Source organism: Bacillus sp. COPE52, from assembly GCF_003355115.1.
GTDB lineage: Bacteria > Bacillota > Bacilli > Bacillales > Bacillaceae_G > Bacillus_A > Bacillus_A toyonensis.
The window spans coordinates 3,141,935-3,165,298 of the sequence record NZ_CP031292.1; the positions used below are offsets into that span (position 1 = coordinate 3,141,935).

43 protein-coding genes are annotated in these 23,364 nt (G+C 38.3%); all 43 read right to left on the reverse strand.

From position 1 onward, the window contains the following. Nucleotides 1–29 precede the first annotated feature (29 nt). Nucleotides 30–704, reverse strand: coding sequence for a hypothetical protein (locus DPQ31_RS15685; protein ID WP_261797453.1), 675 nt, complete (start codon nucleotides 702–704; stop codon nucleotides 30–32). Nucleotides 705–722: 18 nt separating this feature from the next. Beyond that, nucleotides 723–1,103: a hypothetical protein gene (locus tag DPQ31_RS15690; RefSeq protein ID WP_208730641.1), complete on the reverse strand. Its 381-nt coding sequence runs from the start codon at nucleotides 1,101–1,103 to the stop codon at nucleotides 723–725. Then, nucleotides 1,104–1,517: an HK97 gp10 family phage protein gene (locus DPQ31_RS15695; RefSeq protein ID WP_208730642.1), complete on the reverse strand. Its 414-nt coding sequence runs from the start codon at nucleotides 1,515–1,517 to the stop codon at nucleotides 1,104–1,106. After that, nucleotides 1,514–1,852 (reverse strand): hypothetical protein, encoded by a 339-nt coding sequence (locus DPQ31_RS15700; RefSeq protein ID WP_208730643.1) that lies wholly within the window; start codon nucleotides 1,850–1,852, stop codon nucleotides 1,514–1,516. Before DPQ31_RS15700 ends, DPQ31_RS15695 begins: the two co-directional genes overlap by 4 nt. Beyond that, the gene (locus tag DPQ31_RS15705) at nucleotides 1,839–2,222 is read right to left on the reverse strand and encodes a head-tail connector protein (RefSeq protein WP_208730644.1); all 384 of its coding nucleotides are present in this window, start codon (nucleotides 2,220–2,222) and stop codon (nucleotides 1,839–1,841) included. Before DPQ31_RS15705 ends, DPQ31_RS15700 begins: the two co-directional genes overlap by 14 nt. A gap of 39 nt (nucleotides 2,223–2,261) precedes the next feature. Then, on the reverse strand, nucleotides 2,262–3,101 hold the full coding sequence (locus DPQ31_RS15710) for a major capsid protein (protein WP_208730645.1): 840 nt from the start codon (nucleotides 3,099–3,101) through the stop codon (nucleotides 2,262–2,264). Between the two features lie 83 nt (nucleotides 3,102–3,184). Then, complete coding sequence (locus DPQ31_RS15715; RefSeq protein WP_208730646.1) at nucleotides 3,185–3,820, reverse strand: chalcone isomerase family protein; 636 nt, start codon at nucleotides 3,818–3,820, stop codon at nucleotides 3,185–3,187. A 67-nt stretch (nucleotides 3,821–3,887) separates the two neighbouring features. Next, nucleotides 3,888–4,148, reverse strand: coding sequence for a Gp49 family protein (locus DPQ31_RS15720; RefSeq protein WP_208730647.1), 261 nt, complete (start codon nucleotides 4,146–4,148; stop codon nucleotides 3,888–3,890). Nucleotides 4,149–4,152: 4 nt separating this feature from the next. After that, entirely contained in the window at nucleotides 4,153–5,175 is a 1,023-nt protein-coding gene (locus DPQ31_RS15725) for a minor capsid protein (protein ID WP_208730648.1), read from the reverse strand. A 6-nt stretch (nucleotides 5,176–5,181) separates the two neighbouring features. Further along, nucleotides 5,182–6,654, reverse strand: a complete 1,473-nt coding sequence (locus DPQ31_RS15730; RefSeq protein ID WP_208730649.1) for a phage portal protein — start codon at nucleotides 6,652–6,654, stop codon at nucleotides 5,182–5,184. 15 nt (nucleotides 6,655–6,669) lie between these two features. Then, entirely contained in the window at nucleotides 6,670–7,992 is a 1,323-nt protein-coding gene (locus DPQ31_RS15735; RefSeq protein WP_208730650.1) for a PBSX family phage terminase large subunit, read from the reverse strand. A gap of 96 nt (nucleotides 7,993–8,088) precedes the next feature. Continuing rightward, nucleotides 8,089–8,565, reverse strand: a complete 477-nt coding sequence (locus DPQ31_RS15740; RefSeq protein WP_208730651.1) for a terminase small subunit — start codon at nucleotides 8,563–8,565, stop codon at nucleotides 8,089–8,091. 15 nt (nucleotides 8,566–8,580) lie between these two features. Then, entirely contained in the window at nucleotides 8,581–8,835 is a 255-nt protein-coding gene (locus DPQ31_RS15745; RefSeq protein ID WP_208730652.1) for a hypothetical protein, read from the reverse strand. Between the two features lie 59 nt (nucleotides 8,836–8,894). Next, the gene (locus DPQ31_RS15750; protein ID WP_208730653.1) at nucleotides 8,895–9,101 is read right to left on the reverse strand and encodes a hypothetical protein; all 207 of its coding nucleotides are present in this window, start codon (nucleotides 9,099–9,101) and stop codon (nucleotides 8,895–8,897) included. Nucleotides 9,102–9,149: 48 nt separating this feature from the next. Continuing rightward, nucleotides 9,150–9,320, reverse strand: coding sequence for a hypothetical protein (locus tag DPQ31_RS15755; RefSeq protein ID WP_208730654.1), 171 nt, complete (start codon nucleotides 9,318–9,320; stop codon nucleotides 9,150–9,152). A 1,663-nt stretch (nucleotides 9,321–10,983) separates the two neighbouring features. Beyond that, nucleotides 10,984–11,211, reverse strand: coding sequence for a hypothetical protein (locus DPQ31_RS15760; RefSeq protein ID WP_208730655.1), 228 nt, complete (start codon nucleotides 11,209–11,211; stop codon nucleotides 10,984–10,986). 391 nt (nucleotides 11,212–11,602) lie between these two features. Beyond that, entirely contained in the window at nucleotides 11,603–11,875 is a 273-nt protein-coding gene (locus tag DPQ31_RS15765) for a hypothetical protein (protein ID WP_208730656.1), read from the reverse strand. A gap of 123 nt (nucleotides 11,876–11,998) precedes the next feature. Beyond that, complete coding sequence (locus DPQ31_RS15770) at nucleotides 11,999–12,229, reverse strand: hypothetical protein (RefSeq protein WP_208730657.1); 231 nt, start codon at nucleotides 12,227–12,229, stop codon at nucleotides 11,999–12,001. 205 nt (nucleotides 12,230–12,434) lie between these two features. Then, nucleotides 12,435–12,587 (reverse strand): hypothetical protein, encoded by a 153-nt coding sequence (locus DPQ31_RS15775; RefSeq protein ID WP_208730658.1) that lies wholly within the window; start codon nucleotides 12,585–12,587, stop codon nucleotides 12,435–12,437. Between the two features lie 2 nt (nucleotides 12,588–12,589). Continuing rightward, nucleotides 12,590–12,763 carry a hypothetical protein gene (locus DPQ31_RS15780; protein WP_208730659.1) on the reverse strand — a complete coding sequence of 58 codons (174 nt, stop codon included), beginning with the start codon at nucleotides 12,761–12,763 and terminating at the stop codon, nucleotides 12,590–12,592. Next, entirely contained in the window at nucleotides 12,760–13,362 is a 603-nt protein-coding gene (locus DPQ31_RS15785; protein WP_208730660.1) for a DUF1064 domain-containing protein, read from the reverse strand. Before DPQ31_RS15785 ends, DPQ31_RS15780 begins: the two co-directional genes overlap by 4 nt. Then, complete coding sequence (locus DPQ31_RS15790; RefSeq protein WP_208730661.1) at nucleotides 13,349–13,495, reverse strand: hypothetical protein; 147 nt, start codon at nucleotides 13,493–13,495, stop codon at nucleotides 13,349–13,351. The genes DPQ31_RS15785 and DPQ31_RS15790 overlap by 14 nt, the downstream gene beginning before the upstream one ends. Before the next feature lie 119 nt (nucleotides 13,496–13,614). Further along, on the reverse strand, nucleotides 13,615–13,797 hold the full coding sequence (locus tag DPQ31_RS15795) for a hypothetical protein (RefSeq protein WP_208730662.1): 183 nt from the start codon (nucleotides 13,795–13,797) through the stop codon (nucleotides 13,615–13,617). Beyond that, nucleotides 13,797–14,156 (reverse strand): hypothetical protein, encoded by a 360-nt coding sequence (locus DPQ31_RS15800; RefSeq protein ID WP_208730663.1) that lies wholly within the window; start codon nucleotides 14,154–14,156, stop codon nucleotides 13,797–13,799. Before DPQ31_RS15800 ends, DPQ31_RS15795 begins: the two co-directional genes overlap by 1 nt. A gap of 186 nt (nucleotides 14,157–14,342) precedes the next feature. Continuing rightward, nucleotides 14,343–14,585: a hypothetical protein gene (locus DPQ31_RS15805; protein ID WP_208730664.1), complete on the reverse strand. Its 243-nt coding sequence runs from the start codon at nucleotides 14,583–14,585 to the stop codon at nucleotides 14,343–14,345. Then, complete coding sequence (locus DPQ31_RS15810) at nucleotides 14,585–15,925, reverse strand: replicative DNA helicase (RefSeq protein ID WP_208730665.1); 1,341 nt, start codon at nucleotides 15,923–15,925, stop codon at nucleotides 14,585–14,587. The genes DPQ31_RS15805 and DPQ31_RS15810 overlap by 1 nt, the downstream gene beginning before the upstream one ends. A 213-nt stretch (nucleotides 15,926–16,138) precedes the next feature. Next, entirely contained in the window at nucleotides 16,139–16,414 is a 276-nt protein-coding gene (locus tag DPQ31_RS15815; RefSeq protein WP_208730666.1) for a hypothetical protein, read from the reverse strand. Between the two features lies 1 nt (nucleotide 16,415). Beyond that, nucleotides 16,416–16,670, reverse strand: a complete 255-nt coding sequence (locus DPQ31_RS15820; RefSeq protein ID WP_208730667.1) for a hypothetical protein — start codon at nucleotides 16,668–16,670, stop codon at nucleotides 16,416–16,418. Nucleotides 16,671–16,694: 24 nt separating this feature from the next. Continuing rightward, nucleotides 16,695–17,219, reverse strand: a complete 525-nt coding sequence (locus DPQ31_RS15825; protein WP_208730668.1) for a hypothetical protein — start codon at nucleotides 17,217–17,219, stop codon at nucleotides 16,695–16,697. Between the two features lie 186 nt (nucleotides 17,220–17,405). Further along, nucleotides 17,406–17,789, reverse strand: a complete 384-nt coding sequence (locus DPQ31_RS15830; protein WP_208730669.1) for a hypothetical protein — start codon at nucleotides 17,787–17,789, stop codon at nucleotides 17,406–17,408. Nucleotides 17,790–17,839: 50 nt separating this feature from the next. Continuing rightward, entirely contained in the window at nucleotides 17,840–18,505 is a 666-nt protein-coding gene (locus DPQ31_RS15835) for a Rha family transcriptional regulator (protein ID WP_208730670.1), read from the reverse strand. Between the two features lie 41 nt (nucleotides 18,506–18,546). Then, nucleotides 18,547–18,702: a hypothetical protein gene (locus tag DPQ31_RS15840; protein ID WP_208730671.1), complete on the reverse strand. Its 156-nt coding sequence runs from the start codon at nucleotides 18,700–18,702 to the stop codon at nucleotides 18,547–18,549. Further along, nucleotides 18,699–18,884, reverse strand: a complete 186-nt coding sequence (locus DPQ31_RS15845) for a hypothetical protein (RefSeq protein ID WP_208730672.1) — start codon at nucleotides 18,882–18,884, stop codon at nucleotides 18,699–18,701. The genes DPQ31_RS15840 and DPQ31_RS15845 overlap by 4 nt, the downstream gene beginning before the upstream one ends. Further along, nucleotides 18,884–19,720 carry an LvrA C-terminal domain-related protein gene (locus DPQ31_RS15850; RefSeq protein WP_208730673.1) on the reverse strand — a complete coding sequence of 279 codons (837 nt, stop codon included), beginning with the start codon at nucleotides 19,718–19,720 and terminating at the stop codon, nucleotides 18,884–18,886. Before DPQ31_RS15850 ends, DPQ31_RS15845 begins: the two co-directional genes overlap by 1 nt. Before the next feature lie 12 nt (nucleotides 19,721–19,732). Next, nucleotides 19,733–20,308, reverse strand: coding sequence for a hypothetical protein (locus DPQ31_RS15855; RefSeq protein ID WP_208730674.1), 576 nt, complete (start codon nucleotides 20,306–20,308; stop codon nucleotides 19,733–19,735). Then, nucleotides 20,301–20,861 carry a hypothetical protein gene (locus DPQ31_RS15860; RefSeq protein WP_208730675.1) on the reverse strand — a complete coding sequence of 187 codons (561 nt, stop codon included), beginning with the start codon at nucleotides 20,859–20,861 and terminating at the stop codon, nucleotides 20,301–20,303. Before DPQ31_RS15860 ends, DPQ31_RS15855 begins: the two co-directional genes overlap by 8 nt. 21 nt (nucleotides 20,862–20,882) lie before the next feature. Beyond that, complete coding sequence (locus DPQ31_RS15865; RefSeq protein WP_208730676.1) at nucleotides 20,883–21,200, reverse strand: hypothetical protein; 318 nt, start codon at nucleotides 21,198–21,200, stop codon at nucleotides 20,883–20,885. Nucleotides 21,201–21,202: 2 nt separating this feature from the next. Further along, nucleotides 21,203–21,907, reverse strand: coding sequence for a Sak single strand annealing protein (locus DPQ31_RS15870; protein WP_208730677.1), 705 nt, complete (start codon nucleotides 21,905–21,907; stop codon nucleotides 21,203–21,205). After that, nucleotides 21,900–22,109 (reverse strand): hypothetical protein, encoded by a 210-nt coding sequence (locus tag DPQ31_RS15875; protein ID WP_208730678.1) that lies wholly within the window; start codon nucleotides 22,107–22,109, stop codon nucleotides 21,900–21,902. The genes DPQ31_RS15870 and DPQ31_RS15875 overlap by 8 nt, the downstream gene beginning before the upstream one ends. Before the next feature lie 11 nt (nucleotides 22,110–22,120). Beyond that, entirely contained in the window at nucleotides 22,121–22,612 is a 492-nt protein-coding gene (locus tag DPQ31_RS15880) for a siphovirus Gp157 family protein (RefSeq protein ID WP_208730679.1), read from the reverse strand. 11 nt (nucleotides 22,613–22,623) lie between these two features. After that, on the reverse strand, nucleotides 22,624–22,818 hold the full coding sequence (locus DPQ31_RS15885; protein WP_208730680.1) for a hypothetical protein: 195 nt from the start codon (nucleotides 22,816–22,818) through the stop codon (nucleotides 22,624–22,626). After that, the gene (locus DPQ31_RS15890; RefSeq protein WP_208730681.1) at nucleotides 22,815–23,051 is read right to left on the reverse strand and encodes a hypothetical protein; all 237 of its coding nucleotides are present in this window, start codon (nucleotides 23,049–23,051) and stop codon (nucleotides 22,815–22,817) included. Before DPQ31_RS15890 ends, DPQ31_RS15885 begins: the two co-directional genes overlap by 4 nt. Continuing rightward, nucleotides 23,044–23,283, reverse strand: a complete 240-nt coding sequence (locus DPQ31_RS15895) for a hypothetical protein (protein WP_208730682.1) — start codon at nucleotides 23,281–23,283, stop codon at nucleotides 23,044–23,046. The genes DPQ31_RS15890 and DPQ31_RS15895 overlap by 8 nt, the downstream gene beginning before the upstream one ends. Nucleotides 23,284–23,364: the final 81 nt, after the last annotated feature.

Below are 23,364 nucleotides of genomic sequence, written 5' to 3' on the forward strand. Positions count from 1 at the left end.
GTTTATAAGAGGGGCGAACCCCTCAATAATTAGTTAACGCTTTTCGCGATTTTCTTTGCATCAATAATTGGCTCGACATAACGAGTAGTTTCTGGGACTCCGTTACATGCATCTTCTGGTGTAAAAATTTCAATTTCGAACGGTGGCGTCATTGGGTCATTAGGATCGTTGTGACCAGTGAATTCGACTTCCGTTGCAACCTCCGTATCCGCAAAGATAGCTTCAAAACCAGATGTAGGAAGCGCGTTAAATACCGTAATTCGGTATAACTCGCCCGCGTTGTTACGTCCAATTATTGTGATGTCATCAATGTAAGGGTCATCGCCACATGCGCCAATTAAATCCTCATTACCACGGATAATATGACTTGTACCCTTTCCGCCCTCGCTCGTTCCGTCGCGTTTCACTTCGATGACTTTTGCATTTAGCAAGAAATTAGTAATTAAATCTTTGTCAAGCCATTGCAGGAAAGCCGCCTTTACCTTCGTTTCTGACTCTGTTACATATTGCAAGCCTTTCACATTACCGCGTACACCGCGCGCTTTAATTGGTTCTAATGTAGGTGCATAAGTAAAAGCTACATCACCTTGCGTTACGCCTACATCAATAATTCCTTCGTCGCCTTTTGTCCAATTAAGGAAAACAGACGCTCCAGAACCTAATACAATCTTTTCTGGTTGAAATTTGTTAGTTAATAGTTTCATATCTTTCTCACCTCGTTATTAGTATAGGGAAACTTTGAATCTTACTTCTGTACAACGCAATCGTTGGTCTTGTACAGGTACATCCATTCTTGACATGAATTCAGTTGAGATTGCTAGAGGTTTGCAAGCGTCAATTACTACACCCATGCTCACAAGTTCTTTAATCTTGTCCACGGCTTTTGTAATCGTTCTTTTATGCTCTGATACTCCCCAGAAATTAAGTGTGAATGTGACGTCCTCTCGTACCTTAGAAAGACTCATATCCGACGACGTTGTGTAGACCATATAAGGAAGTTGCAACGCGTCTTCGTTTCCTTCTTCATAAAAAATTTCTATATTAAAACTTTCGGAAATGTTTTCAAGCAGAAATGCATGAATATATTCGAGTAATTTTTCCACTTATCCCATGCCCCCACTCATAACACCGCGAATTATAGTTTGTGCCTGGCTTTTGTTTTGTTCGCCCGCATTTCGCAACGCTCGTGTACCTGTTTTACCGCGTGTTTTATAGAATTCACCCGTTTTCTTGTCCTTGTACACCCACGGGGTTTTTCGTCCGCCTTTTTCGGCGTGAATACCAGTCCCGAACTCTTCATAAATGGCGTTATCCTGGTTGCTACCGATAATAACCTTTGACCCGCTACCATCATTAGTGACTTCCGACGTAAATGAACCACCAGTATCACCAGTTCTTTTTCGTGAATTCGTTCTAGCCGCACCCTTAATGTGTTCTCCCACTTTCTTTAAAGCTAGTTCCTGGAGCCGCCTTGTTCTCGCTTCTACCTCTCGTCGTCGAGATTCAAAGTTACTCATGAATAATGCTCCAGTACACACTCTAAATGATCGTCAGAGTTATAAGGGTTTGATACTTTCATAACTTTGTATTCTTTGCCGCGTTGTACGACTTTATCACCTACACGGATATCAACTATATTGCAATACAACATAGCATCGACTTGTTGACCCACTCTATCGCGAGAAAACGCGCTTTTACCGCCTTGTGTATCTTCATCGACAATGGCAACGAATGACGTTATCTCGGTGAATTCGCCTTTGTCATCGAACGGACTATTTTTATCTTTAGGTGTTCGCCTTAATAGGTCCGATTGTTTACCGAACTTTTGAAGCAAACGTTTAATCCTGGTCATATTCACCGCGTCCTTTCGGTTGTCGTCCCCTAATGCGTGCGGACGGCGTTCTCATTCGTCGGCTAAGACCTTTTAACAAGTTTGTTGGATAAATACCATCAACCCCATGTTGTACTCTGTAATTACCCATTTGCTCGCTTACAACGTCCGCACCTTCACCCTCCAGGTGATATGTGATAAGACGGAATGCAACGGCTTCATATGATGCAGGGTAGTCTCTTCCTTCAGCTTCAAAGTCAACTCCCGTATACCCTATGATAAATTCGGTTACTACAGGTATTAAGATATCTTCAATCAACTCTTCTTGAATTACAGTGAATTCTTTTTGTGCATACAAACTATAACGTTTGAATGTTGTTATATTCTTCATTTTTTATCCTCCCCTCGTGGGCAGAGGGGAAAACCCCTCTTACTTTTTAGCGGCTCTAGTTTCCGCAGGTGCTTTAGCTTTGTAAGCATATAAGCCGTTTTTCTTCATGTTTAATACGAATGCATCATAGTAGAAACGCCCTTCAACTAGTGTTCCACTGATTCCAGGAGGGTCAAGGTGTACTTTTGTTTCAGCTAGTTTTACAGGTGCTACAGTCGCAGACTTATGAGCAATTACGAAATCGTGACCGTTCATAAATGATTTAGGTGTTTTGATAATAGCGACGCCGTCAACTTCACCTAATTGACCTTTTAATAACACTTCTTGCCCTAATTCAGATGCTTTAATAAAGTTATCAGATAGCTTTAATTTGTTGATGAAAGTAGGTGTACCGTGACACACGCGGTTTTCTGGTACAAATGCATCATCCATAATTTCTTGACCTTTTAAGAACTCTTCATAAGCATTTTCTTTTGTAATTTCGCCCTCTTCAGAGTTACCCGCGCCCGCAATCATTTGCGCTAGTCGGTACGCTTCAATTTCTGGGATAACTACTTCACGCATTTGACGCGCAATAGCAGGAGCAACCTTTACTTCTGATTCTTCTTCATTCATTTTGTCCATTGTGAACGTGAATGAGCGGTCTTTCTTCATTAGTTCCTCTTGGATTTCGTTTGTTAACTCGTCCGCTTGTCCGTAACGGTTATCGCCAGAACGTTTGTAATCGTTCATTTCTACCGTGTTTACAGATGTGATTTTAATACCTCTTGCGCCTACAAATTCGTAGTCCTGGTTTGTTGATGCAGTAGTAACCGCCGCAGGTGCAAAGCGCTCATCTACTAATTTAGAAAACTTGTCAGTTAATGTTAATGTAGCCATATTTCTTATACCTTCTTTCCAATATTGTTTAATAAAATTGGAATAGCTTTTATAGTGACGTCAATTCCATTGGTCCATGGTTGTTACGCCCACTCTTTGTCCCAAGCCGCTTTAACTGGGTCAACCTCTTGACCGCCTACACCTTGAGAACCTTGTGGAGTTTTGCCCGCAATAGATCCCTTTACTCGCGATTTAATTTCGCCGTCCATGATTGCCATGAATGCTTTTACGTTCGCTTCAATCTCTTCTGGTGTATCACCTTTGACATTGTTAGCAAACCCCGCGCTCAATCCTTCAGCCGTTAACTTTTCAATTGCAACATCTTTCATTTTCAGTTCGTGAGCCGTTTTCTTTTCCGCGTCACGCTCTGTTTTAATAGTTCGCATTTCGTCCATTAACGTTTCCATTTCCGTTTGATGCGCCGCGCCCGCTTCAGCTTGTACCGCTTTAACCGCCTTTGTGCGTTCTTCTTTTCGGATTTTACCTGTAATACGGTTTAATTCCTCTTGAAGTTTCGCTTCATGTTCCGCCTTCGTCATAGTGTCGCCTGGCGGTGTGTCTCCAGTTGGTGGCGTATCTCCTGGCGGGTTGTCGCCTGGTGGTGTATCACCTTCGCCGCCCTCGCTGAAGTATTGTAAACCTTTCGGAATGTCACTTAATCGTAAAGCGAATGATACCGTCTTTTTTTCTTCTAAACGTTCGTGTTTACCTTCTAACATAATTATACCTCCACATTTAAAGTCGGTGTGACTATATTTTGTACCGTAGTTATAGTGATACGTCACCTTAAATCATTTGACTAACTTCACATTGAAGTCGATATCCTTCTAGTTCCCAAACTTTGTTCTCAATTCGTTTTTTGCAAATATCAAAACCTAGTTGTTCATCATAGTTGGCAGGGTCAACACAAGAACTAGACTCACAAATAATAAAACCGTTTGGCAGTTTAGCTAGAACAACCGTAGTTTTATTAAAATAAGTGTCAATTACAAAATGCGTTTTCTCCATGATCTTATCAATCTCTTCTTTTGTAACAGTGTTTCTCATGTAATCACCTCAAGAATTGTTCTTTGTACTCTTTGAACGTCATTTCAACATTATCAACATAAACGCTCTTATCGTTCTTATCTCGCACCCATCTACCGCCTTTGTAGCCGATACCCTCGATATGTGGTATAGCCATTGTGCGGCACCTTACGTGCAACGGCGGGTAGTTTTCACCGAATGATATTTCACTTCGTAGATAGATTTTTGAAGCATCTAGCGCCCTACACTTAGGCGATGTTCGTCTATCGAACGTTACGTGTAATTTGTACTTCTCAATCTCGGCTTCTTCGAATGATTCCATATCGGCACGACTTCGCATGTATGCACTTTCTGTATATATAGCCGCATTCGCTCTATGTAACGGTACGTCCATTCTTTTTGCAAAACGTTCCGCGATATCGTCAACGTGTAAGCCTTGTATAACGCCTTGTACGAGTTCTTCACGTAATGCGTTTATCAATACTCGTTTGTTGTTCCAAATGCGCGTGCTGAAGTTTGCGCCCGTCCAGGGATAAGAAAGGATATCTTGTATTTTCTTTTCGTCCAGTCTGTATACAGGTGTTTCAATTCCGATTCTCTTAAAATCGTATTTATTCAGTAACAGAGTATCTGTATAGACTGTTTTCAATTGATCGTAAATATCGTTATTATCCCTCAAGGCTTGTTCACCTAAAGCGATAAGCATTTCACTTATGATTGCATCTAAGCGACTTAGTTTCCTCATATCTAAGTGAACTTGTACGTCTTGTGCTATTAGGGTAGCAATTGTGCTTTCGTTGCTCTTGAGTTCATTTAAGAAGTCTAGCAACGCGCCTTGTCTATGTTTAACACCTCGTTTGTCCAGGTGGTTCATTAATTCGTTGTAGTCGAAACCTTTTTTAGTAAGGTACAGACGCATTTCGGCTTCTACTTCTTTCAAGGCTCGTTTGTTCGACTTCTTCAACCTTGCTTCAATCTTTGCCGCGTCTCTATCCCATCTTTGTTCGAGTTTTTCAGTCCGCTTTTGCCAATACTCTTCCGTATTCATCGGTTATTACTCTTCTTTTCCTTCGTCCTGGTCACTGGGAATAGGTGGTTTTCGTTCGGACCCGTCTTTATCAGAATCGTTCTTCTTCCCGTTCCCCACACCATCACTTTCCCCGTCGATGTTAGCATATTCATCTTCATAGGATTTTTCCTCCTGTTCCTCCTTCATTTCAATTAAATGCTCAACGTCTTGAACGTTTGACAGATAAGTGAATATGAATTTGTCAGGTAGACCCGCAGCACGCAATTTTGTAACAAGTTCAGCTTCTTCCATAAAGTTCGGAGGTAAGTTAGGCGTGAATTGTAATTTAACGTCCTTCAGTTCAAAGTCACCTTCATTAGTACGGTTTAAATAGCCTTTAATAATCGCTAGTTGGTCCGTAGCGGCTTTATTGAACATTCGCTCTTTCTGTCCGCGTACTTGCTCTAATGCCAGTAGCTTGTATTTGATAGCAACACCAGAAAGGTTTCCGCCGAACTCTTTATCATTCATGTTCGGAACAAACGTGAACTTATGAATGTTGGCTTCTATACGTTCTTTCGTATCCTTCTTAAACTGGGAATCAACTTTCTTAATCAACCAATCAGCATCGCCGTCAGCATCTAACAACATAACCTTATCTTCACTCAAATGAGTAATGTCATCTGGGTTCGTTTCATTCAGATTAACTAATTTAAGAATGGCGTCCGTAAAGTCTGCCGAGTCCTCAAAATCATTCGATTCCATTTCGTTATAAGCGTCTATTAAATCTAAGTGTGATTCATAGTCTCCTAGTTCAAACTTATTGTTCTGGATAAGAATGATAGGAACGCGCGGTTTGTCGTCATCGTCTGTAATATTGTGCGCTTCTAGTTCTCCATTATTGCTAGGGACAACCGTTTCAGCAATATCAGCTTCCGTATTACTCAAGTATTCCGATTTATAGTTGAATGTATATTCTTGTGAATGGCGTTCGTCATACAAAGTCATAGTAACTTCAATAACATTCTCTTTCAGCAATCGTTCACTAAAACGGATAGCGTCTGTTATTTTCGGCTTTACTCTTCCATCGTCTAAAGTGATTGTGAAACGCGGGTCAACGTCCTTAAAATTAAGGTTGCCGTCTTCATCGTTATAGAATAGGCGATAAGCTTTCCCGTATATACTCATATCCAAAGCATTGTCATAGTCCACCGTTTGCCCGTCATTATCTTCAATGATATCTAGAGCAGGTTCTAACGCGTCTTTATCGGGCGTTGTATACGTTACAGGCGCACCCATGAAATAACCCGTTGAAATAGTAGCGACATATTGCGGATAGTTATGTGATACCCTGTATGTCTTCCTATTGTTTGGGCGATTAGGTTTCTTTGTAATGTCATGCTCTCCCATATAGTAGTTATACAGGCGTTGCAGGTCACTGAAGCCTTTCTTCTTGCCTTTACCTCGTTGTATTTTAAAACGAAAATACAAGTCTCTTGCTTCGTTAAATGTAAGCATTCTTTCTCACCTCTCTTAAAATCCAAGTTGTGAACGTTTAGCCGTTCTAAGTTTGTTGCCCTTCTTCATATCTTTCTCCATTGCATAACGTACGGCGTCAATAGAGTGATTGTCTTTATCTTGTAAGCGTGGGCGTGGGTTTCCGTCCTTGTCCGTTTCAAAGTCGATGTTCTCAAACTCTTTCGCGGCATTCGGACAACGTTTAGGGTCAATTACAATTGCATATAACTCTCCTAGCCATTCAGTACCATACTCAACGGAGTCTGGACCTTTCTTTGCTCCCGCAATTCGTCGTATGCCGTGTTCATTCTTTAACTCGCTAATAGATTTAGGCTCGGCAGAATCGGCGGTAATCTCTTGCGCGTCATATCCCTTCGCCTTAATCCATGCGGCTAACTGTCTGTTTGATATCTTCACGCCGTAGTATTCATCAAAGATATACAGTGTGCGGCGCTTCTTATCATAGTGACAACGGACGAACGCCATTGGATCAGTGGCAAAACCAAAGTCAACCGCTTGACGTATGTTGTCGAATGCGTCTATTTGCTCTTGTGGTATTTGCTCAATGATTAAGTTATCGAATGGTACGATACCAGAACCTATTGCTTCTCCTTCATATTCCCATCGGTATTTTAAAGGGTTCATTTCCTTTTCAATCGCGGCTTCTTCGTAGAATGCTTTTGTAAGGTGTTTATTGTCCTTATACGTCGAATGGTTAACATGGGTATTCGTAGCAATGAACGCACTATTATACTTCTTATTCAACCAATGCCCACGGCGTTTAGGTGGGTTGTAACTAAAGAAGAATGTATATTCATAGTTTGGCAGGTCCTCGCGTTGTTCTGGTGCAATAGTGAAGTCACCACGTAATATTGATTTCTCAATAATAGACACTTCTTCTTCAGTTCTGAATTCCCCGCATTCCTCTATCCACATTCCCATGATCGGGTATTTACTATCCTTAATAGACTTAATGCGTTCTGGGTCTTCACAACCTAAGAAATATATCTTATTGCCACGCGGTATATATTCAATGACCAGGCGTGACGGAACGGGGCGGAATAGGTGTCTTATTCCCATAACTTCCATAGCTTCTAGCACTTGTTCAAATACCGACCTAACAATAGTATTCTGTACTTTCCGCAGGATAAGCCAGGAGATAGGGTATTCCATGATATCCGTTAGGATTCTGAATGGTATGAAGAACGATTTACCAGACGCGCGCCCGCCTTTTAGAACGTACCGTAAACATTTACGCATTCGTGATAGATACCAGACTTTACGAAACCTGGGACTTATCACATTACGCATGTTTACAGTCTTATCGACGCTTGTCATTCTGGTTTCTCTCGTGTCTATCCAATAAGGCGAATGGTACAGTAATCATGAGCAACATTACTATAGAAATTGTGATAGATTGCCAGTTCTCTAACATCAGCATTCACACTCCTCGTAATGTTTGCCGCACTCTTCGCACGTATCACCAACACTATCCTTAATAATGACAGTCCCCGTTGTCTCGACCTCTTGACGGTCCACCCATAAACGATAACGTTTGCCCAATTGAACGGCGGCGTCTTTTCGTTCTCCTACAGACGGCTCGATTTCACTTATAACTTGTTCGCCCATACCTACACCGCGTAACGTCTTTCCTGTCGCTTCTCCACGCATCACAGAGGTCAAGAACTCTAACACCTCATTTGCATCAGCAATGCGCTTATTGTCCATGTCAGACGCCTTAGAATCAATATAGGCTAAAACCTTGTCATTCCCTAACAGACGAGAAGAAAGAGACTCGACGCTTTTGACGTTGTCCGCCTTGTAGCCCGCCCGCCTGTATGCTTCACATGCGTTCCCTGTCTCCAAGTAGTAGTCCGCGAACCGCTTTTGTCGTTCGTTTAATCCATGCATTAACTCCACCTTCCTTTAGGCTTGGTTTTCTTCGACACTGAAGGTAATGTAATCAATGCTTTCTTTCGGAATCTCAATGTATTTCGTTTCGTCTTCGTTTAATCCGTTAATTCCTGTAAAATCGACGTCTTCCATTTGTTCCGCGATTGTCTTTAGGAACTCTTTAGGTTCTACGATTACAGGTATTTCTCCGACGACGTTATGAACGTCAACCGCTTTCCCTGTTTTTAAGTGAACTGTTGCAATAACTCTCAATTCCTTAGTTTCCATTTTCCCATTCCCTCCAGTATCTTGTTTAACAATATAGCGTTTAAAAAGAAAAGGGATCGTTATCCCAATTCAACATCTTTGCTTAAAGTCTGGTACATAACACCTACACCAACGATTGGATTTTCATTCATGTATTCGGTAATGTCCGTTTCTTCAGTCGATGCCTTTACAAATGCCATTCTGTTATTATCCGCTACATCTACACGGTACAAAGCAGTTAGTGTTACCACATTTGATTCCGAACTTGCCGCGTTTGCTTTTTTCATGTTTATCACCTCCTTTAAATAAGTGAAAATAAAAAACAAGAAGTATATTTACTCCTCGTTTTTATTCTGGCGTTTTAAATCAATATCATCTAACACATGTTTACTATAGAAAATAGTAGCCATAATCATCGGCGGCACACACAACCAAACGGAATCCATGTGCCGCAATACTAATGTTAGAAGTAAGAAGAAAATAGCTTCTTGCATGTTCTTTGACATGTTATCCCTCTTTTCTCACCTTATAACTATAAAAGAAGGTCCAGTGCGGGAATCGAACCCACCTTTTAAGAAAGCCTACTAAGCGAATCTTTGACGCCACCAGATGGTCACAACTGGACACGTTATAGAGGGTAGTCAGACCCTCGAAACGGTTTATAGTCCGTAGACTCACAATCCATATCGTTATCATATTTCATGTAATTGTTTGCTTAGTTATCAATGTAAGCATGTTTATAAATCATCATTAATGTTTGATAATAACCTTTGATGATTTATTTACCGTTATAGGACGGTATCACCTGTTTTGTGTTTATAGAATCACTGGTATATAGAAACAGTGTCTAAGAGGTTTCCATACCTCATAAGATGCACGAGAAAAGGAGGTGGTTGCATGCCCAACAACCACGGGATATTTTCCAGATATCCCAAAAACTCATGCACCTTATGAGAGAGGAAAAATCCAATCTCATATATGTGTCTCGGTTGTATATGATCCATTAAGCGAAAATGGTTTTCTGTACGTGAGTTTTCCTTCTCTTGGATTTTCAAGTCTTTACTGACTAGGAATGTATTTTTAGTGTCTTCCCTCTCACAATGATGTTACATTGCAAAAATACCTTTTTACCCCACTATCTAAAATAGTAGAATCCAAAAATATAATAGTAGCGATTACTCGCCCCTTTAAAGTAACGAACCGTCCCACTCCGATTTTACGGCTAGTGACTCACCCTAGACATACATTATCGTCATTACCTTAAAGGGATGGTGAATCCCTCGCATAAGATAAATAAAACACATTTGTTTTTTTGTCTGTTCCAATCCATATAGAGGGTGTTATACACACCTTTAAAGGTACTGACATTCGCCGTTCCACGGCTTGCATCAGAGACACTTATCAATACCCTTAAAGGAGGGAATAACGTTTCAACGCCTATCCACTCCAGACTCCATATTCTTATGAAGTCGAACACAATTCAGTAAGCAATTTTATTGAGTTGTCAATTATGAAAAGTTAGAGTTACCAACCCCTTTAAAACTATCACTATCGCCAAGTTGATATTTTTATGTGATAGCCTTAAAGGAGGGGGCAACCTCCCAGGAGAAATCTACAATGATTAAAAAGTATCATAGAAGTAGTTGTTCATAACAACCCTAGTGCGTACAAGGGAAAAGAAATATAAAAGAATGTGTGAAAAAGATTGTTCTATATTAAAGAGGTGTCTGTATGGTATTAGATAAACCTCGTACGCACTAGGCAGGTTACAAACCCGCCCTCGATTCATTCAATAGCAACATGCCACTTGAACCGATTGACATAATTTCGTATACATATTTTAGACAAATCTAGAGAAATCAAGATACATAGTAGGACGCATTCCTTTGTATCAAGCGATAGTAGTTATGTGAGTAATTACTATCTAATTTGAGTAGTATGCTCGTTTACAACTAACGAAAAAAGAATATTAAAAGTTGTATTCAATATACAAAATTTATTTATTCGCTATTTTCCGTAGCGGTAAGGTGTCCCTTACAACTAATATCATACCATTCTCTCATTCTATTTAACAAACTATCCATTTTTATTTAATTGATTTTTCCAGAACATAAAAATAATTGTGTATACAATTTAATTAAGCAATAAAAAAGAGACTCGTTAGAGTCCCTATTGTTTATCATTTATTTTATCTGGCGTGGGTAGTTCGTGATATAACCTAGTTTCAACCTCTAAATAAGGTTTGCCGTATTTACTACAGAACGATTCTATTATTTTAATCATAGATTCATCAGTAATAACAACCCTCTCATAGATATATAGTGTATATGTATGTAATAACTGTTTAAAATCCTTATCATACTCTTCCAGGTCAATATTTCTATAATCTGTATTCATGTTTTCGTTCTCCTTTTAATTCTTAATCTATTAATAGGTTTTATGTTCTTCGTTATTCTCTCATTCTGACAAGAATAGACCTGTCCATTAAGACCAACATGTTGTTTTTTCTTTTTCTTTTAAAACCAACCCCGAAAACATTAAACAAGTTATATCCTATATATAAGATACAACCAAAAGCCGCACTCAACAATATATATTTTATATCTTTAGCCGTTAAACGTTGTTGTAGCGCGGGTTCGCGTCGTGTCCTGTATAACAAGAAAATCCTTGACAACTATTTCAGAAAATTATACACAATTTCGTTTTTGGTCCACTCGATAGGTTCAAATTGAACCAATGCATAGTGGTGCGGGTTCGCGGCTCTTTTTTATCGTTTTTCGATAAGTTTTTAGAAAAAATCACTCCATGACATTCCGACTAAACTCAAGTAACAAGTCTCCCCACAAACTCCGTGCTTTTGCCCGTAATCGTCCCATACCCACAATTCACAATCGCACTCTTCGCAATTGGTATAAGCAGGCTTTCTTTTCGTCCATTCGTGACGTTGTTTCCCTTTCTTTTGTTCGTTAATGTATTCCCTTTCTAATTCTTTAAATTCGTCCATTTCTCTTTTTGGACAGTGATGAAAGTCTTTCTCTAACTCTATTTTAATTTGTCTCATTAAAGGCAACCTCCACATGTTTCAAATAAGAACTCCAGGAATTCAGTTTCATCTATTAACTTTCCGCACTCAATACATTTAATGCCGCACACCTTTACAGGTTTATTTTTCGTGTAATAACGTTTAATGCGTTTCTTTCTGTTCATAGAACTTTCTCAACTCCTTAGAATATTCTTCTTTGTTTATGATCGTTGCAATTCCGCGAATCTCTACCCTGTCACAATCAGCCCATTTAACCGAAACTATTTCTCTTACAATTCCGTGTTTGCCGCCGTTATCATCATCAATGAATATTGGTTCTCCTATCTGTAAATCTTTCGCATAACTAACAATCTTAAATATTTTGTGTTCCATACTTATCTCCTCCATATCGCTTTTTGAGCCATTTCACGTTGTTTAGCCGCCGTTTTCTTATCTAGTCCTCCATGATAAACATAACGGAACATTTCAAACGTCTTGTCCAGGCTCCAGGACTCTATTTCCTCTCGACGTTGCCAACCTAATTTATCTGTTAAATATGCTTTCATGTGGTACATGTGCCTTGAATCCTCGTAACTCACTATCTTATTTCCTCGATACTGATTAATTCTTTTACACTATGAAACATTGATAACGATAGTATGATCCCGTTTTTAGTAGCGTTTAACATATTTATATCTACCGTTCTCCCGTCCTCGTGAATGTATTTAACTTGCCATAATAATTCCGTCATCTTTAATTTCTCCTTTTTAGTTCTTCATCTATTGCAATTAATGTATTTATGTATCCTTTAGCGGCGTTGTAATACCCTCTATCAACCGCGTTATATACCTCTTTCAAAAGAGTGTGTTTATTGATATACAAATCAGTATCAGAATAATCGCTTATCTTTTTCTCTTTGTACGTCATGACAATTCCCACTCCTTCGATTTCTCGTTGTATATAGCAACCAGGCACTCCATACAGTAGGTTTTTTCAAATAACTTTCGACGTAGAGGGAACGTTTCATTGATAGCGCGTTTGGATCCCTTTACATCGAACGCTTTTGGTATATCGAATACCTCACACACGAAATCAGGACTAAACGTTATTGGTCTTACTTTCTTTATTCCGTCCTTTGCATCATCGGCGATAGATGTCATTGTGTACCCTTTTTGCAACTCGAAACGCGGGTGTACTTTGATGTTTGTGACGGCTTTATTATTTTGTAGATAGATATAAAATTCACGTTCGGAAATGGAATCAAATTTATAGCCGTCATATTCAACCTTAGTAGCCTTAATTCGTTTTCTTTTCTTCTTTTTCTCTTTGAACATACCTTCAATATCGTACTCGCGTTTCAACCACTTAATAGCAGTCGCCCTTGTACCCGCTCTGCCTTTTAATGTTTCGTTCCCGTCTTCAGTAATAACGTAATACCTGTACGACAATAAATTCTTATCAATGCATTCTCTAACCTCAAAAGTTAAAGAACCCGTTTTGTTGACCCATGTTTTATTCAATTTCAATGTATGCTCTCTCCTTAATCTCGTACGCAATAGCGCCCATTTTATCGTGGTCCATTTCGTCGTACGGCGCTTGCTTTAATCTCCATAACTCGAATTCAAGTTCTGTTATACTCATTTCGTTTAGCGGCTTCATGAGAAGACCGCCTTTATACCATCAAATAGCAAGTAACCAACCGAACCCCAGATAATTACAACGAATAGAAATAACACCGCGTTAAATGTATCAATGTTGAATTTCATTAATATTCCACCTTAGTTAAATAAATTTGGATTTTCAGTCATGATTGAATCTCTTCTTTTCTCTACGCGCTTTAATTCCTTCACAGACGCCCTGTATTGTTTCAGATGATATTCAGCATCCTTCGTGAGTTTAACCGCCTTATCCGTCAAGTGTGATACTTCAGATTGCAATTGTGTTTTTGTTTCTTCCTTCATTACGCCAACCCCTTTATCTCTTCTTCAGTCGCATACGGAACCCTTGCTACTGTGCAAGGAGCGTCTAAGTGGTCCAGTATTTGCGTAATCTCAACTTCTACCAAAACCTTATCCCCGACTTTATATTTCATAACCTTCGCTTCATGTTCTATAAATTGACGACTCATAAACAAGTTGAATTCAGCTTTTGACTTCTTCCAATTACGCTCATTAACCTCTTTTTCGCATAACGAAAAGTTTTGCTTTTCATCTAATTTGAATAAAACTTTTGTGTCTGTCCCTAGTATAGATACCACCTTTCCAGATAACATTAATTGATATGCTTCTAAACCACTATAAAATCTTTTAAATTCTCTCATGCCGCAATTCCTCTTTTCATCATTTCTTTTTTGATAAGTATGTTCCACTTATCCTTTCCGTTGCATAAATAAAAATTAAGTATGCATGAATCTTCGTTCATTTTTATTTTGCCGTACTGTAATAAGACTTCTATAACAATGATTAACGACATTAATTCATCGTCCCTAGCCCGCTTGTACGCTTCTTTAACTGTTATCAATATGTTTCACCCACTCACCATTAATTCTAAGGAGTTTCGCATTTGTATAAATCCCTTCCAGATTCTTCGCCCTTCTAACGTTATTGGCACTCATTCTTTCGACTACCTTTCGAGCGTCAGCAACTAACTTTTGATACTCTAATTCTAGTTTTTCGTTGTCGCGTTCCAATATTTCTACGTCATTTTTGTAAGCCTTTATTCTTAGTTCGCACCAATTACCCTTACTCATTATGAAACACTCTTTTCTATATCCATAAATACGTTGGTTACAGTGTCAAACATCATTTCATAAACACCCGCGCGCCCGTTTCTATACTTGTCAAATATAACCTCCATGACCTGGTAACGTTCGCCCTTTGTATCGTTGTCATAATAGTTTTCTCTATGCGGCATTACAATAACGTCCGCGACTTGCTCAATTTCTCCGCACGCTCTTATATCCGCCATTGTCGGGCGCTTATCCTCCCTATTCGTGTTAGCCCTGCTTAATTGGACCAATAGAATAATAGGTACATCAAGTTTAACCGCCAGGTCTTTCAATTCGCGAACAATATGAGCAAATTTAACGATATCTTCCGTCATTCCGTCCACGTTAATATGAGAAATATGGTCCACCGCGAATATACATTCTTTGTCTGGGTTTTCTTTAACCGTCTTTCTCATTTCCGCTTTCATTAATCGTAGGTCCTTCTCTTCTGATATCTGCAAAGGCATTCCAGAAAGTTCACCTACTGCCATTTGATATTTTGCATATCCCGTTCCCGCTTGTAATTTTTCACTTCTTTCGTACATAGGTAAAAATTTGTTTGGGTTTTTCATGCATGATACAGGTAACATTGATTGACCCGCAATCCATCTGTCAATACATTGACCTTCTGGCATTTCGCACGAGAAGAATTTTCCTAAATACTTTCCGTTTATATTTCTTTCCGCACCTTTTCTTATAGAGTCTAATGAGATAGCTGTTTTCCCCATTCCAGGACGTCCGCCAATAATAATTAAATCTCCTTTTTGCCAACCGTCCGTGAACTGATTTAACCCTTCCCAACCAGTGTCTATACCAGATAGCCCGTCAATTTTCATATCCATATGGCGTTGAACTCGGTTCGCTAGTTTGTCTTTGAAGTCCTCTTGTTTCACAATCTTCTCTTCCGTTGTTTTAAGTACGCTATTCAACAACCTTTCTGAAGAATCAGAACTATTTCGGTCCTCTGTTTCCTTTAAAAATTCGCTAGCTGCTTTTCTCATTTCTTCGACCTCTATAAAGTCAAACATTCTCCTTTGATAGAATTCAAAGTTGGTTGTTAACGATCCATACGTCATCACTTTCATAACGTCCTGGATATTTAAATCAGAATGACCGACAATCGTTTGAGGGTTAATGTCCATTTCTTTATCATTCAAGTGAATAATCGTTTTGTATAACTCTTTGTTTTTCGAGTCAAGAAAGTGCTTCGAACTCAACCTACATTCATCTATAAGGGTGTTATCATCAAGCATAGCTTCCAGAATGCTTATTTCCATTTCTGAATGGTTTTCATATTTTTTTAGACCGTTAGTATTATTCATTACTATCTCCTTTTATTCGAGTTATAAAGGCACTCAAACGCGGTTGAACGCCTTTTATGTTTCCGTCTTTAAATCCACATGAGTTAAATAGAATTGGATTACATGACAAACGTTACAAGCAACCAACTATATGAGTATACGAACGCCAGGAATAAACAAAAGATAACACTACCCATTATAACCGCTTCTTTCAACATTTCGTTTTTCATAACGTCACGACCTCCCTGTGACAACACTTTTATTTAAATCACAACTCATACATAATACATAGTCCTCGTAATGCTCACATCTACACTCTATGCATTCTTGCGGAACTCCCATACAAGAAACAATACTATACTCCATTTCTTCCCCGTGCATTCCATCTATTTCTATGCACCAATCTATAAAATTGAATACCGCTTCAGCCGTTTCGTGACCTTCAAACTCATAATGAGTAACTTTCCCAGTGTTTTTATTGAACTGTTTAACAAAAACTTCTTGTCTCATACTAACACCCTCCAAACTGGAAACCGTTGAATATTTCCATATCATCAATAATGTCATATAGCTTTTCTTTTGATAGCCTACTATTTACGTTTTTCTTGTCGCCTTCATGAATCTTTTCTGCGATTGCTCGTGCCTTTCTTGGTTGTATTCCAACTCTTATGCAAGAGCCAAACAGACTGTCAATGAATTGCTCTTTTGTTTCGGTTGTCGCTTTAACTTCTTTAACAATTAAGTCAATGATTTGATTCTTTTTCATAGCAAAACCTCCGTTATGTAGTTATTAAATGTTGTCGTGTATTTCTTTTAACCTATCCTGGTCCGTTCCGCCGATGCTTCTAAAACGCCTGTTATACTTCCCAGAGCCTTTGTAAGTCTCGAACCCTAGTGTTTCTATTAAACTATTAACTTTAGATTGTGAGACGCCGTAGAATAACGCTATATCTTTCACGTTTACCATCATATCCACATGAAACCATTCTGGAATTTGTTTCGGTTCCGATTCATCGTCTTCTTTTCCAGGTTCGAACGGTAACGTTTCAAAGTCGAACAATGTAGTGCCGTGCTCACTGTCTTGTAATTCATCAACCTGTTTGCGATCTGTTTTCTTTTCTTCTGTTACTTTTTGCATAACATCTATTTTCCAATAGTCTTGCTCAATTGTAGTTACATGTTTAAAACCTTCAGTTCCTAATTTGAAAACCATTTCCCCGCGTTCTTCACGTTGCTTTTTGTCGTACATGTTATATTTGATGGTTGCCACTTCACTTAGTTCGTCAACCTTCTTACGATTAAGTTCTAAATTCATTGCATTTTCCTCCAATTCTATTTAACAAGTGGCTTTTCTTGTCCATAACCACCTCAACAATTGATTGCCGTTTCACTTTGACAAGCTTTATCTTATCACCTCTTTTATAAACTTGTAAACCATTTTATCCAACTTTTTACCCATTAAGTTATATAAAATTGGATTTTTATTAGAATAACAATTTTATTAAGATTTTAAATATCCGATTTCCCTTGCATATTCACGCATCTTTTTCATTCCTTCTTCTGACCATCCCCAATGAGTACAATACAATCCGCCGTAGCCATTTTTCCCGTTCGAATTATCATTACCGAAAATAAAGTCTGTGAAATCTCTTATTAATCCCCACATTGTTCCGCCACCTGAGAAGTTGTGTTCCTGCTTCTTGTTCATGTAAGAACTTCTTGTCATACGCATTGGAACATTCGTGCCGTGGTCAACGTACCAAAGGTTTTTACCATCGTGTTTAAAATGAGCAATGCTATCTTTATAACGAAAGAATTCTCTCTCATGATCCGCAAAATAATTAATAAGTGAATTTATGATTTCAATCCGTTTTTGCTTGTCCATCTTCCATTCCCCTTTTTTATACAAAATTCAAAATTTATTATAAAAATAAATCATTCACCCTTCCAATCTTTAACGTACTTCATAGCTTCGTCAAAATCTTTAACAAGAATATCTTTATAACTTGAAGTACCATATCTATCTTTTAAACGTCTGTACGCTTTCGAAAACAGTTGCTTCTTAGTCATCCTACCCATTGGGGTTCCGTTGTTCCATAAATGGCGTACGCGCCCTTCTACGACGTTTTGCAATTGACGTTGTTGTTGATAGTCGATAGTCATTCGATTGTCGAGTTTATCCTCCAGGACATCAACGCGTTTATTTAGTTCAACCGTACCTTCCATAAGCAATCTTTGGATCTGTTCGATAGCTGATTTTGGCTTTTGTTGTTTTTGGATATATTCTTTCATTTTCTTGAACTCTTCAATAAATTTAACTTTCATTTTCATAGCTTCCACAGTCACGTATGACATAGCAACCATCATAAAAGCATCTTCAGTTAGAGTTGCTTTCATTCTATCTCTGTTCAAAGTGTCTTTATAAGAGATAAGTCCAAAGTTGGACGCAACAAATTCAGACTCGTCAGCTTGCAATAATTTGTTTGTTTGATTTTCAATATCTCTCATTACATGTTTATGTTCTTTATCGAAAACTTCTGCTACCATCAACGAATCTGTTACAACCTCATTGTTATTGTTTATGAATACTAAGTTTGTCATTTTGTTTCCTTCTTTCTATTTTTGTTAAATAAATTTGGATTTTATTTCTTACCTTTGCCCCAACACTTCATTTTTCTTGGTAGGTATAGAAACGCTACTGGTTCATATTCTAAAGTTGTTTCCCAGTCGATTACTACATATTCAGCAACCCAACCGACAACGAGTGTCTTTTCTTCATTCATTGAATAGCCGTTCATATACCCTTACCCCAACATTTATATTTAACAGGTAAGTATAATATTTGTTGTATATCGCTATCATGTGTAGGGTGTTCCCATACATCATCCCACGTTTCAAAGTGTTCAATAGCAATTACACACTCTATATCACTTTCACCAAACTTTCCATACACCAACTCTATACAAATGTTATCATCCATTAGAACAACCTCAATTCGTTTTCTTTCTTCTTCACTTCTACTTTCTTTTGCGCTTCTTCCATCCTTCTATATTCCAGGTATCTTTCGTCCTGCAGGAACTTATAAAACTTCTTAATGTATTTAACCTCTGTACGTTTTGTTTCGCACTCTTTTACATATTGTTGTATTCCATAAGCTATTACATCGTGACTATGATTCCTGGACCTAGCTTCTTTATATTCTCTGAAGCCCGCTTTCTTATCCTGCTTTCTTGGGTATATCTCCCACAACTCAATAAATTCTGGTGAATACGGTTCTGCTTTCTTTTTCAGTTTAGAAGAAACTTCAGCGTTAGCGATACTATTATTTTTAGTATCTGTTGTATTCTCTGGTAGTCTCTGTGTAGTCTCTGGTATTGTTAGGTTCATATTGACCTCTTGCAATAGTTCATTTTGAACCGTTCCATTGGTCCACTTTGAACTCTTGCATTGGTTCATATTGACCTCTTCCATTGGTTCATTTTGAACCGATGCATAGGTAAGGCGTTCATAGTCGATTGAATACCATTTTGTACGGTCAAAACCCGCCTTATTATAATTACCAGATAACAAGTAACCGTCCTTTTCTAAACTTCCGAACAACCTTTTTATAGTTGACTTTCCCCACCACTGGAATTGCTCATTCCATTTCTCAATAGTGTTATATACCCAATATCTCCCGTCGTGGTAATGATTACTTTTTTCTATCCAGTAATGAACTTGTTGCAACACTATCGCTTCATTTAGCCCCAGTTGCTCCGCTAGTGCGGGTTTGAATATCATTGTATCCGTACTGCTTAATAAATGCGTTCTAACCATTGTAAAATCCTCCTATAATGCGTTTATAACCTTGTAAATCTTGTACCCTTTTCTTTCTTTGTACGGTATGCCCTTGTTACTACCTTTAGTGAATGAAAGATAACCTTCTGTCACTAACTTATGAAAAGTCTTTAGTACCGTTTGTTCTGATACAACGTCATTCGTTTCTTCTAGTAACATTTTAACAAGTGCCGCTTCATGAATATCTATCCTGCCGCCGTCTCCGAACTTACGAACCATAATGTCATGTATAAGCCCTCTCCGAATTCCTATACCAGTTACATATTTTTTGTTTATCTTTAAATCTGGTTCAAAGTATTGATCCATGTAAAGTTTAAAGAAACGCCTTGTTCTTCCTTCGAATATCAATTCTCCGAAACCGTCACTTTCCAAACGCTTTAATGTTATTAAAATGAATAACCTGTTATCCATGTAACCTTTCATTTCTGGGAACAACCCTTTGTAATCTATTTCTAACATGTCCCCTTCCCTCTGTGAGCGCTCTTGTAACAATTCCAATACTAATGCCGCATGTATAGAAAGAGTGCCTTCCGCGACTTCAGAACTAAACTTTAAAGAATCATGCATATTTACAAACCACCTTGTCCGTTATTGTGAATTCTATCCGCATTCCTTTTTTCTTGTGACCCAACTTGACAAACTCTTTTGTTACATCTTTTTTAATCAAATAACCCTCTTTAGCCATTTTGTTTAACATTGCATTCGCGCAATCCTTTGACATAATCCCAGACATATCGGCAACTTCTACAGAATTAAGCCCGCCAATGTGTTTGTTCTCTTCCAGGATTGTAAGAACAAGAAACCTTTTAGGGGAAAACAATCCTTCGCATTCAAAAAGTTTCAAGTAATTGTCCGCTTCTGGTGGATTCTTTATAATTTTTATAGAAAACTCTCTATCTTTTGCCCTTCTCTTACACTTGATATAACCAAACGATTCAACGGTTTTTAGAGCGGGCGCCGCCGTTTCTATCGACATTCCGAACGTTTCAATTATTTCATCATATGATAGTTCGATATTGTCGCTTTCATATAACTCTCCTAAATCTCTTATTAACTCAACTAATAAAGATGGTGTTAGGTTCATTTCGTTGCATACATCTGTATTAAAATGTAGATTCATTGCAAATTCCTCCATGTTTGTTTAATAGTTTTGGATTTTAACCATTAGACACTCAAAATATATTCGTTCTTTATCGTGTCGCCCTCTTACATCTGCATTACTCTTTTTGACGGGATTAAGCGCCCTGGTATAAACACCTCTATTTTCGAGCGTTTTAACTTCTATCACTCTATAAATCTGCGTTTTAAAGTCATAACCTCTTTCCATTAATTCATCCGTTTTACGAATTAAAGTAAGTACATCAGGCGCGGTTACTGGGAACGGCAAACCTTCCCTTTTATTTTTTTCTACGATCATAAAACTTGTATTAGAAGTACCTTTTCTAACCATTGTCTTCATGACTACACACCCCAGGATTGTAATAGTTGTTTAGCTTGTTCTAATAATGACGGGTCTTTCGTATGAGGAACCCAACCTACAATGTTTTGCGCTAAGACTTCATTTACTTCAGCTTCAGTTTTTTCGTGTTTCTTTTCTAGTGCTTTTCTCTTCGCATAAACCACTTTACCTAGTTTATCGGTTTCGGCGTTCCTTGAGCCTACATTGCTTTTCTCTGTTAGTGTTTTTTGTCCACCTTCAGCACCTTCTGGAATATCTTCACCCGCATAGATATACAACCCTAAACCGTGTAGCGCTATCGCTTTAACCAGGCAACGTTTTTGATTCTTGTTTATCTCGAATGCGTTTGGATTTGCTATAGGTTGATTTTTGTGGTTTAGCACTGGTAACATTTCTGTTTCTGTATGACCGTGAATCGTCACAGATACCTGGACAAAAAAGCCGTTAGGTGTTTTTAAGTAAGGAACAAGAGCGTCTTTGTTACCTTCGTATGGAAACCAATGAATTTTTTGAATCGCTCGTTTGTCAATCTTTTTCGTTTCAGCCCATGCCCACGCCCAGGAAAGATAAGATAAACCATTTTTCTTTTCTACATTGTCATTGACGTTGATTCCGAACATGCTTTTAAAGTTGTATAAGTCTTCTTCAGTCACTTCAACCTGGTCATGCTTCACTTCTTCTTTTACCGCCGCTTGTTCTTTAGACATTTTTCTTTTCCTCCAATTTAACAATTTTGTTCATATCATGAATTGATTTCATAATCCAACGTATTTCCCTTTTTATACAATTTCTAGCGTACAAAGAATAACTCTCTTTCAATTTAGGTAGTGCCGCCAATTCCTTTAGACCATTCATAGCGTTCATTCTATCTTCTTTTACCGCTTCTAAGTACGGGCTTGTTTTCTTCATAACTTCACCTCTTATTTAATTTGTAACGATTTAGTACGTTTAGTTCCTACACCTTCAATTTCTAAGCCGCCTTTTACATCATCTAAAAGTTTCTTACGATCCAATACAGGAGCGGGAACTGGTGTATTGTAATATTTACTTGGTATCGCTGCCCCTTCTTTAATATCTAACGATGGCGCGTTGTTTCTAAAATTAATAGTGATGGTTTCATTTTTAACAACTTCTTTTTCCGCTACCTGTAAAGATTGTGATAAGAAGTCACTTAATCTTTTATTTGCATTCTCTAAAGCTTTCCTACGATTTGCTAAGCGCTTTTCTTCTTCTTTAATAATAGAAACTACCGCTTCATTCGTTTTAATCACATACGCCGTATTTAAAGCCTTTTGGTCAATCGCTTCTTCCACTGCTTCCAGTGTGTCTGCAATTACTTCCAGGTCCACGCCGTCCTCTATCATTCTTTGAATCTGTAAAAAATCACCCGTTAAATTATATAAACTTGTCATAATGTTTCCCCCTAAAATTCGATATATTTATTTGGCTTTCCAGTAACAGTTGATAACAATAGGTATAAGTTGATTTCTTCAGCTTTTAAATGACCGTCACCTTTACCGTTTTCAAATGTGGTTTCAATAGCTTCCAGACGCTTGTTTATTTGACGCGCCGCCGCTTCTAGTCGTGCCTTTGCCGCCGCTAGTTCAAATTCATTCATTGTTTACTACCCCACTTTTCAGATGCTTGAACAATAATTCTACCTTGTGCCGTATGTAAAATTGGTTTATACCACCCTTGACCGTATACGTCGTGCCAATCGACGAATAAAGTTGAAGCGCCGCCGTAATTGCTTTCATGCTCCATATGTTTGCTTACAACGTCCCAGGCTTCTTGCAAAGTGATTTCGTGCTTCTGGATTTGCTTAGTAAAATAACGTTTCTTTTTAGGCATTTAATTCACGCTCCATTTTCCTTAATTGTAGAGTTACTTTTTTCAATTCCTCATTAGCCTTGTTTTCCTGGTCCAACCAATGAATCATATCTTTCGCAAAACCGCGCGTTACCTCTATAGGTTCATTAGTTGCCTTTCTAGCTTGCATTTGCACCAATTGTTGGTTTGCAATAAAATTGTTTTTAGCTTGCTTTAACTCGATTGCTCGTTCCCTTAATCTCTCGATTGTCACTATTTTCTCCACCTTTGTTAAATAAATTTGGATTTTCTTGTATAAACTTGATGATTGGTTTCAAAAACTGTTGTTGTTGTT

Excerpts from the sequence above, each read along its gene's own strand:
- DPQ31_RS15685 (WP_261797453.1), bottom strand. The coding sequence starts at position 704 with ATGAAACTATTAACTAACAAATTTCAACCAGAAAAGATTGTATTAGGT.
- DPQ31_RS15725 (WP_208730648.1), bottom strand. The coding sequence starts at position 5,175 with ATGAATACGGAAGAGTATTGGCAAAAGCGGACTGAAAAACTCGAACAA.
- DPQ31_RS15730 (WP_208730649.1), bottom strand. The coding sequence starts at position 6,654 with ATGCTTACATTTAACGAAGCAAGAGACTTGTATTTTCGTTTTAAAATA.
- DPQ31_RS15825 (WP_208730668.1), bottom strand. The coding sequence starts at position 17,219 with ATGAATTTAGAACTTAATCGTAAGAAGGTTGACGAACTAAGTGAAGTG.
- DPQ31_RS15885 (WP_208730680.1), bottom strand. The coding sequence starts at position 22,818 with ATGAATGAATTTGAACTAGCGGCGGCAAAGGCACGACTAGAAGCGGCG.
- DPQ31_RS15880 (WP_208730679.1), bottom strand. The coding sequence starts at position 22,612 with ATGACAAGTTTATATAATTTAACGGGTGATTTTTTACAGATTCAAAGA.
- DPQ31_RS15870 (WP_208730677.1), bottom strand. The coding sequence starts at position 21,907 with ATGTCTAAAGAACAAGCGGCGGTAAAAGAAGAAGTGAAGCATGACCAG.
- DPQ31_RS15865 (WP_208730676.1), bottom strand. The coding sequence starts at position 21,200 with ATGAAGACAATGGTTAGAAAAGGTACTTCTAATACAAGTTTTATGATC.
- DPQ31_RS15765 (WP_208730656.1), bottom strand. The coding sequence starts at position 11,875 with ATGAGACAAATTAAAATAGAGTTAGAGAAAGACTTTCATCACTGTCCA.
- DPQ31_RS15850 (WP_208730673.1), bottom strand. The coding sequence starts at position 19,720 with ATGGTTAGAACGCATTTATTAAGCAGTACGGATACAATGATATTCAAA.
- DPQ31_RS15700 (WP_208730643.1), bottom strand. The coding sequence starts at position 1,852 with ATGACCAGGATTAAACGTTTGCTTCAAAAGTTCGGTAAACAATCGGAC.
- DPQ31_RS15875 (WP_208730678.1), bottom strand. The coding sequence starts at position 22,109 with ATGAAGAAAACAAGCCCGTACTTAGAAGCGGTAAAAGAAGATAGAATG.
- DPQ31_RS15715 (WP_208730646.1), bottom strand. The coding sequence starts at position 3,820 with ATGTTAGAAGGTAAACACGAACGTTTAGAAGAAAAAAAGACGGTATCA.
- DPQ31_RS15820 (WP_208730667.1), bottom strand. The coding sequence starts at position 16,670 with ATGAAAAAGAATCAAATCATTGACTTAATTGTTAAAGAAGTTAAAGCG.
- DPQ31_RS15810 (WP_208730665.1), bottom strand. The coding sequence starts at position 15,925 with ATGAATAATACTAACGGTCTAAAAAAATATGAAAACCATTCAGAAATG.
- DPQ31_RS15735 (WP_208730650.1), bottom strand. The coding sequence starts at position 7,992 with ATGACAAGCGTCGATAAGACTGTAAACATGCGTAATGTGATAAGTCCC.
- DPQ31_RS15795 (WP_208730662.1), bottom strand. The coding sequence starts at position 13,797 with ATGAAGGAAGAAACAAAAACACAATTGCAATCTGAAGTATCACACTTG.
- DPQ31_RS15845 (WP_208730672.1), bottom strand. The coding sequence starts at position 18,884 with ATGGATGATAACATTTGTATAGAGTTGGTGTATGGAAAGTTTGGTGAA.
- DPQ31_RS15740 (WP_208730651.1), bottom strand. The coding sequence starts at position 8,565 with ATGCATGGATTAAACGAACGACAAAAGCGGTTCGCGGACTACTACTTG.
- DPQ31_RS15750 (WP_208730653.1), bottom strand. The coding sequence starts at position 9,101 with ATGAAAAAAGCAAACGCGGCAAGTTCGGAATCAAATGTGGTAACACTA.
- DPQ31_RS15770 (WP_208730657.1), bottom strand. The coding sequence starts at position 12,229 with ATGGAACACAAAATATTTAAGATTGTTAGTTATGCGAAAGATTTACAG.
- DPQ31_RS15855 (WP_208730674.1), bottom strand. The coding sequence starts at position 20,308 with ATGCATGATTCTTTAAAGTTTAGTTCTGAAGTCGCGGAAGGCACTCTT.
- DPQ31_RS15805 (WP_208730664.1), bottom strand. The coding sequence starts at position 14,585 with ATGAGTAAGGGTAATTGGTGCGAACTAAGAATAAAGGCTTACAAAAAT.
- DPQ31_RS15745 (WP_208730652.1), bottom strand. The coding sequence starts at position 8,835 with ATGGAAACTAAGGAATTGAGAGTTATTGCAACAGTTCACTTAAAAACA.
- DPQ31_RS15840 (WP_208730671.1), bottom strand. The coding sequence starts at position 18,702 with ATGAACGGCTATTCAATGAATGAAGAAAAGACACTCGTTGTCGGTTGG.
- DPQ31_RS15835 (WP_208730670.1), bottom strand. The coding sequence starts at position 18,505 with ATGACAAACTTAGTATTCATAAACAATAACAATGAGGTTGTAACAGAT.
- DPQ31_RS15890 (WP_208730681.1), bottom strand. The coding sequence starts at position 23,051 with ATGCCTAAAAAGAAACGTTATTTTACTAAGCAAATCCAGAAGCACGAA.
- DPQ31_RS15720 (WP_208730647.1), bottom strand. The coding sequence starts at position 4,148 with ATGAGAAACACTGTTACAAAAGAAGAGATTGATAAGATCATGGAGAAA.
- DPQ31_RS15780 (WP_208730659.1), bottom strand. The coding sequence starts at position 12,763 with ATGACGTACAAAGAGAAAAAGATAAGCGATTATTCTGATACTGATTTG.
- DPQ31_RS15790 (WP_208730661.1), bottom strand. The coding sequence starts at position 13,495 with ATGAAGCCGCTAAACGAAATGAGTATAACAGAACTTGAATTCGAGTTA.
- DPQ31_RS15755 (WP_208730654.1), bottom strand. The coding sequence starts at position 9,320 with ATGTCAAAGAACATGCAAGAAGCTATTTTCTTCTTACTTCTAACATTA.
- DPQ31_RS15815 (WP_208730666.1), bottom strand. The coding sequence starts at position 16,414 with ATGAGACAAGAAGTTTTTGTTAAACAGTTCAATAAAAACACTGGGAAA.
- DPQ31_RS15775 (WP_208730658.1), bottom strand. The coding sequence starts at position 12,587 with ATGACGGAATTATTATGGCAAGTTAAATACATTCACGAGGACGGGAGA.
- DPQ31_RS15860 (WP_208730675.1), bottom strand. The coding sequence starts at position 20,861 with ATGAATCTACATTTTAATACAGATGTATGCAACGAAATGAACCTAACA.
- DPQ31_RS15705 (WP_208730644.1), bottom strand. The coding sequence starts at position 2,222 with ATGAAGAATATAACAACATTCAAACGTTATAGTTTGTATGCACAAAAA.
- DPQ31_RS15695 (WP_208730642.1), bottom strand. The coding sequence starts at position 1,517 with ATGAGTAACTTTGAATCTCGACGACGAGAGGTAGAAGCGAGAACAAGG.
- DPQ31_RS15800 (WP_208730663.1), bottom strand. The coding sequence starts at position 14,156 with ATGAGAGAATTTAAAAGATTTTATAGTGGTTTAGAAGCATATCAATTA.
- DPQ31_RS15830 (WP_208730669.1), bottom strand. The coding sequence starts at position 17,789 with ATGGACAAGCAAAAACGGATTGAAATCATAAATTCACTTATTAATTAT.
- DPQ31_RS15760 (WP_208730655.1), bottom strand. The coding sequence starts at position 11,211 with ATGAATACAGATTATAGAAATATTGACCTGGAAGAGTATGATAAGGAT.
- DPQ31_RS15710 (WP_208730645.1), bottom strand. The coding sequence starts at position 3,101 with ATGGCTACATTAACATTAACTGACAAGTTTTCTAAATTAGTAGATGAG.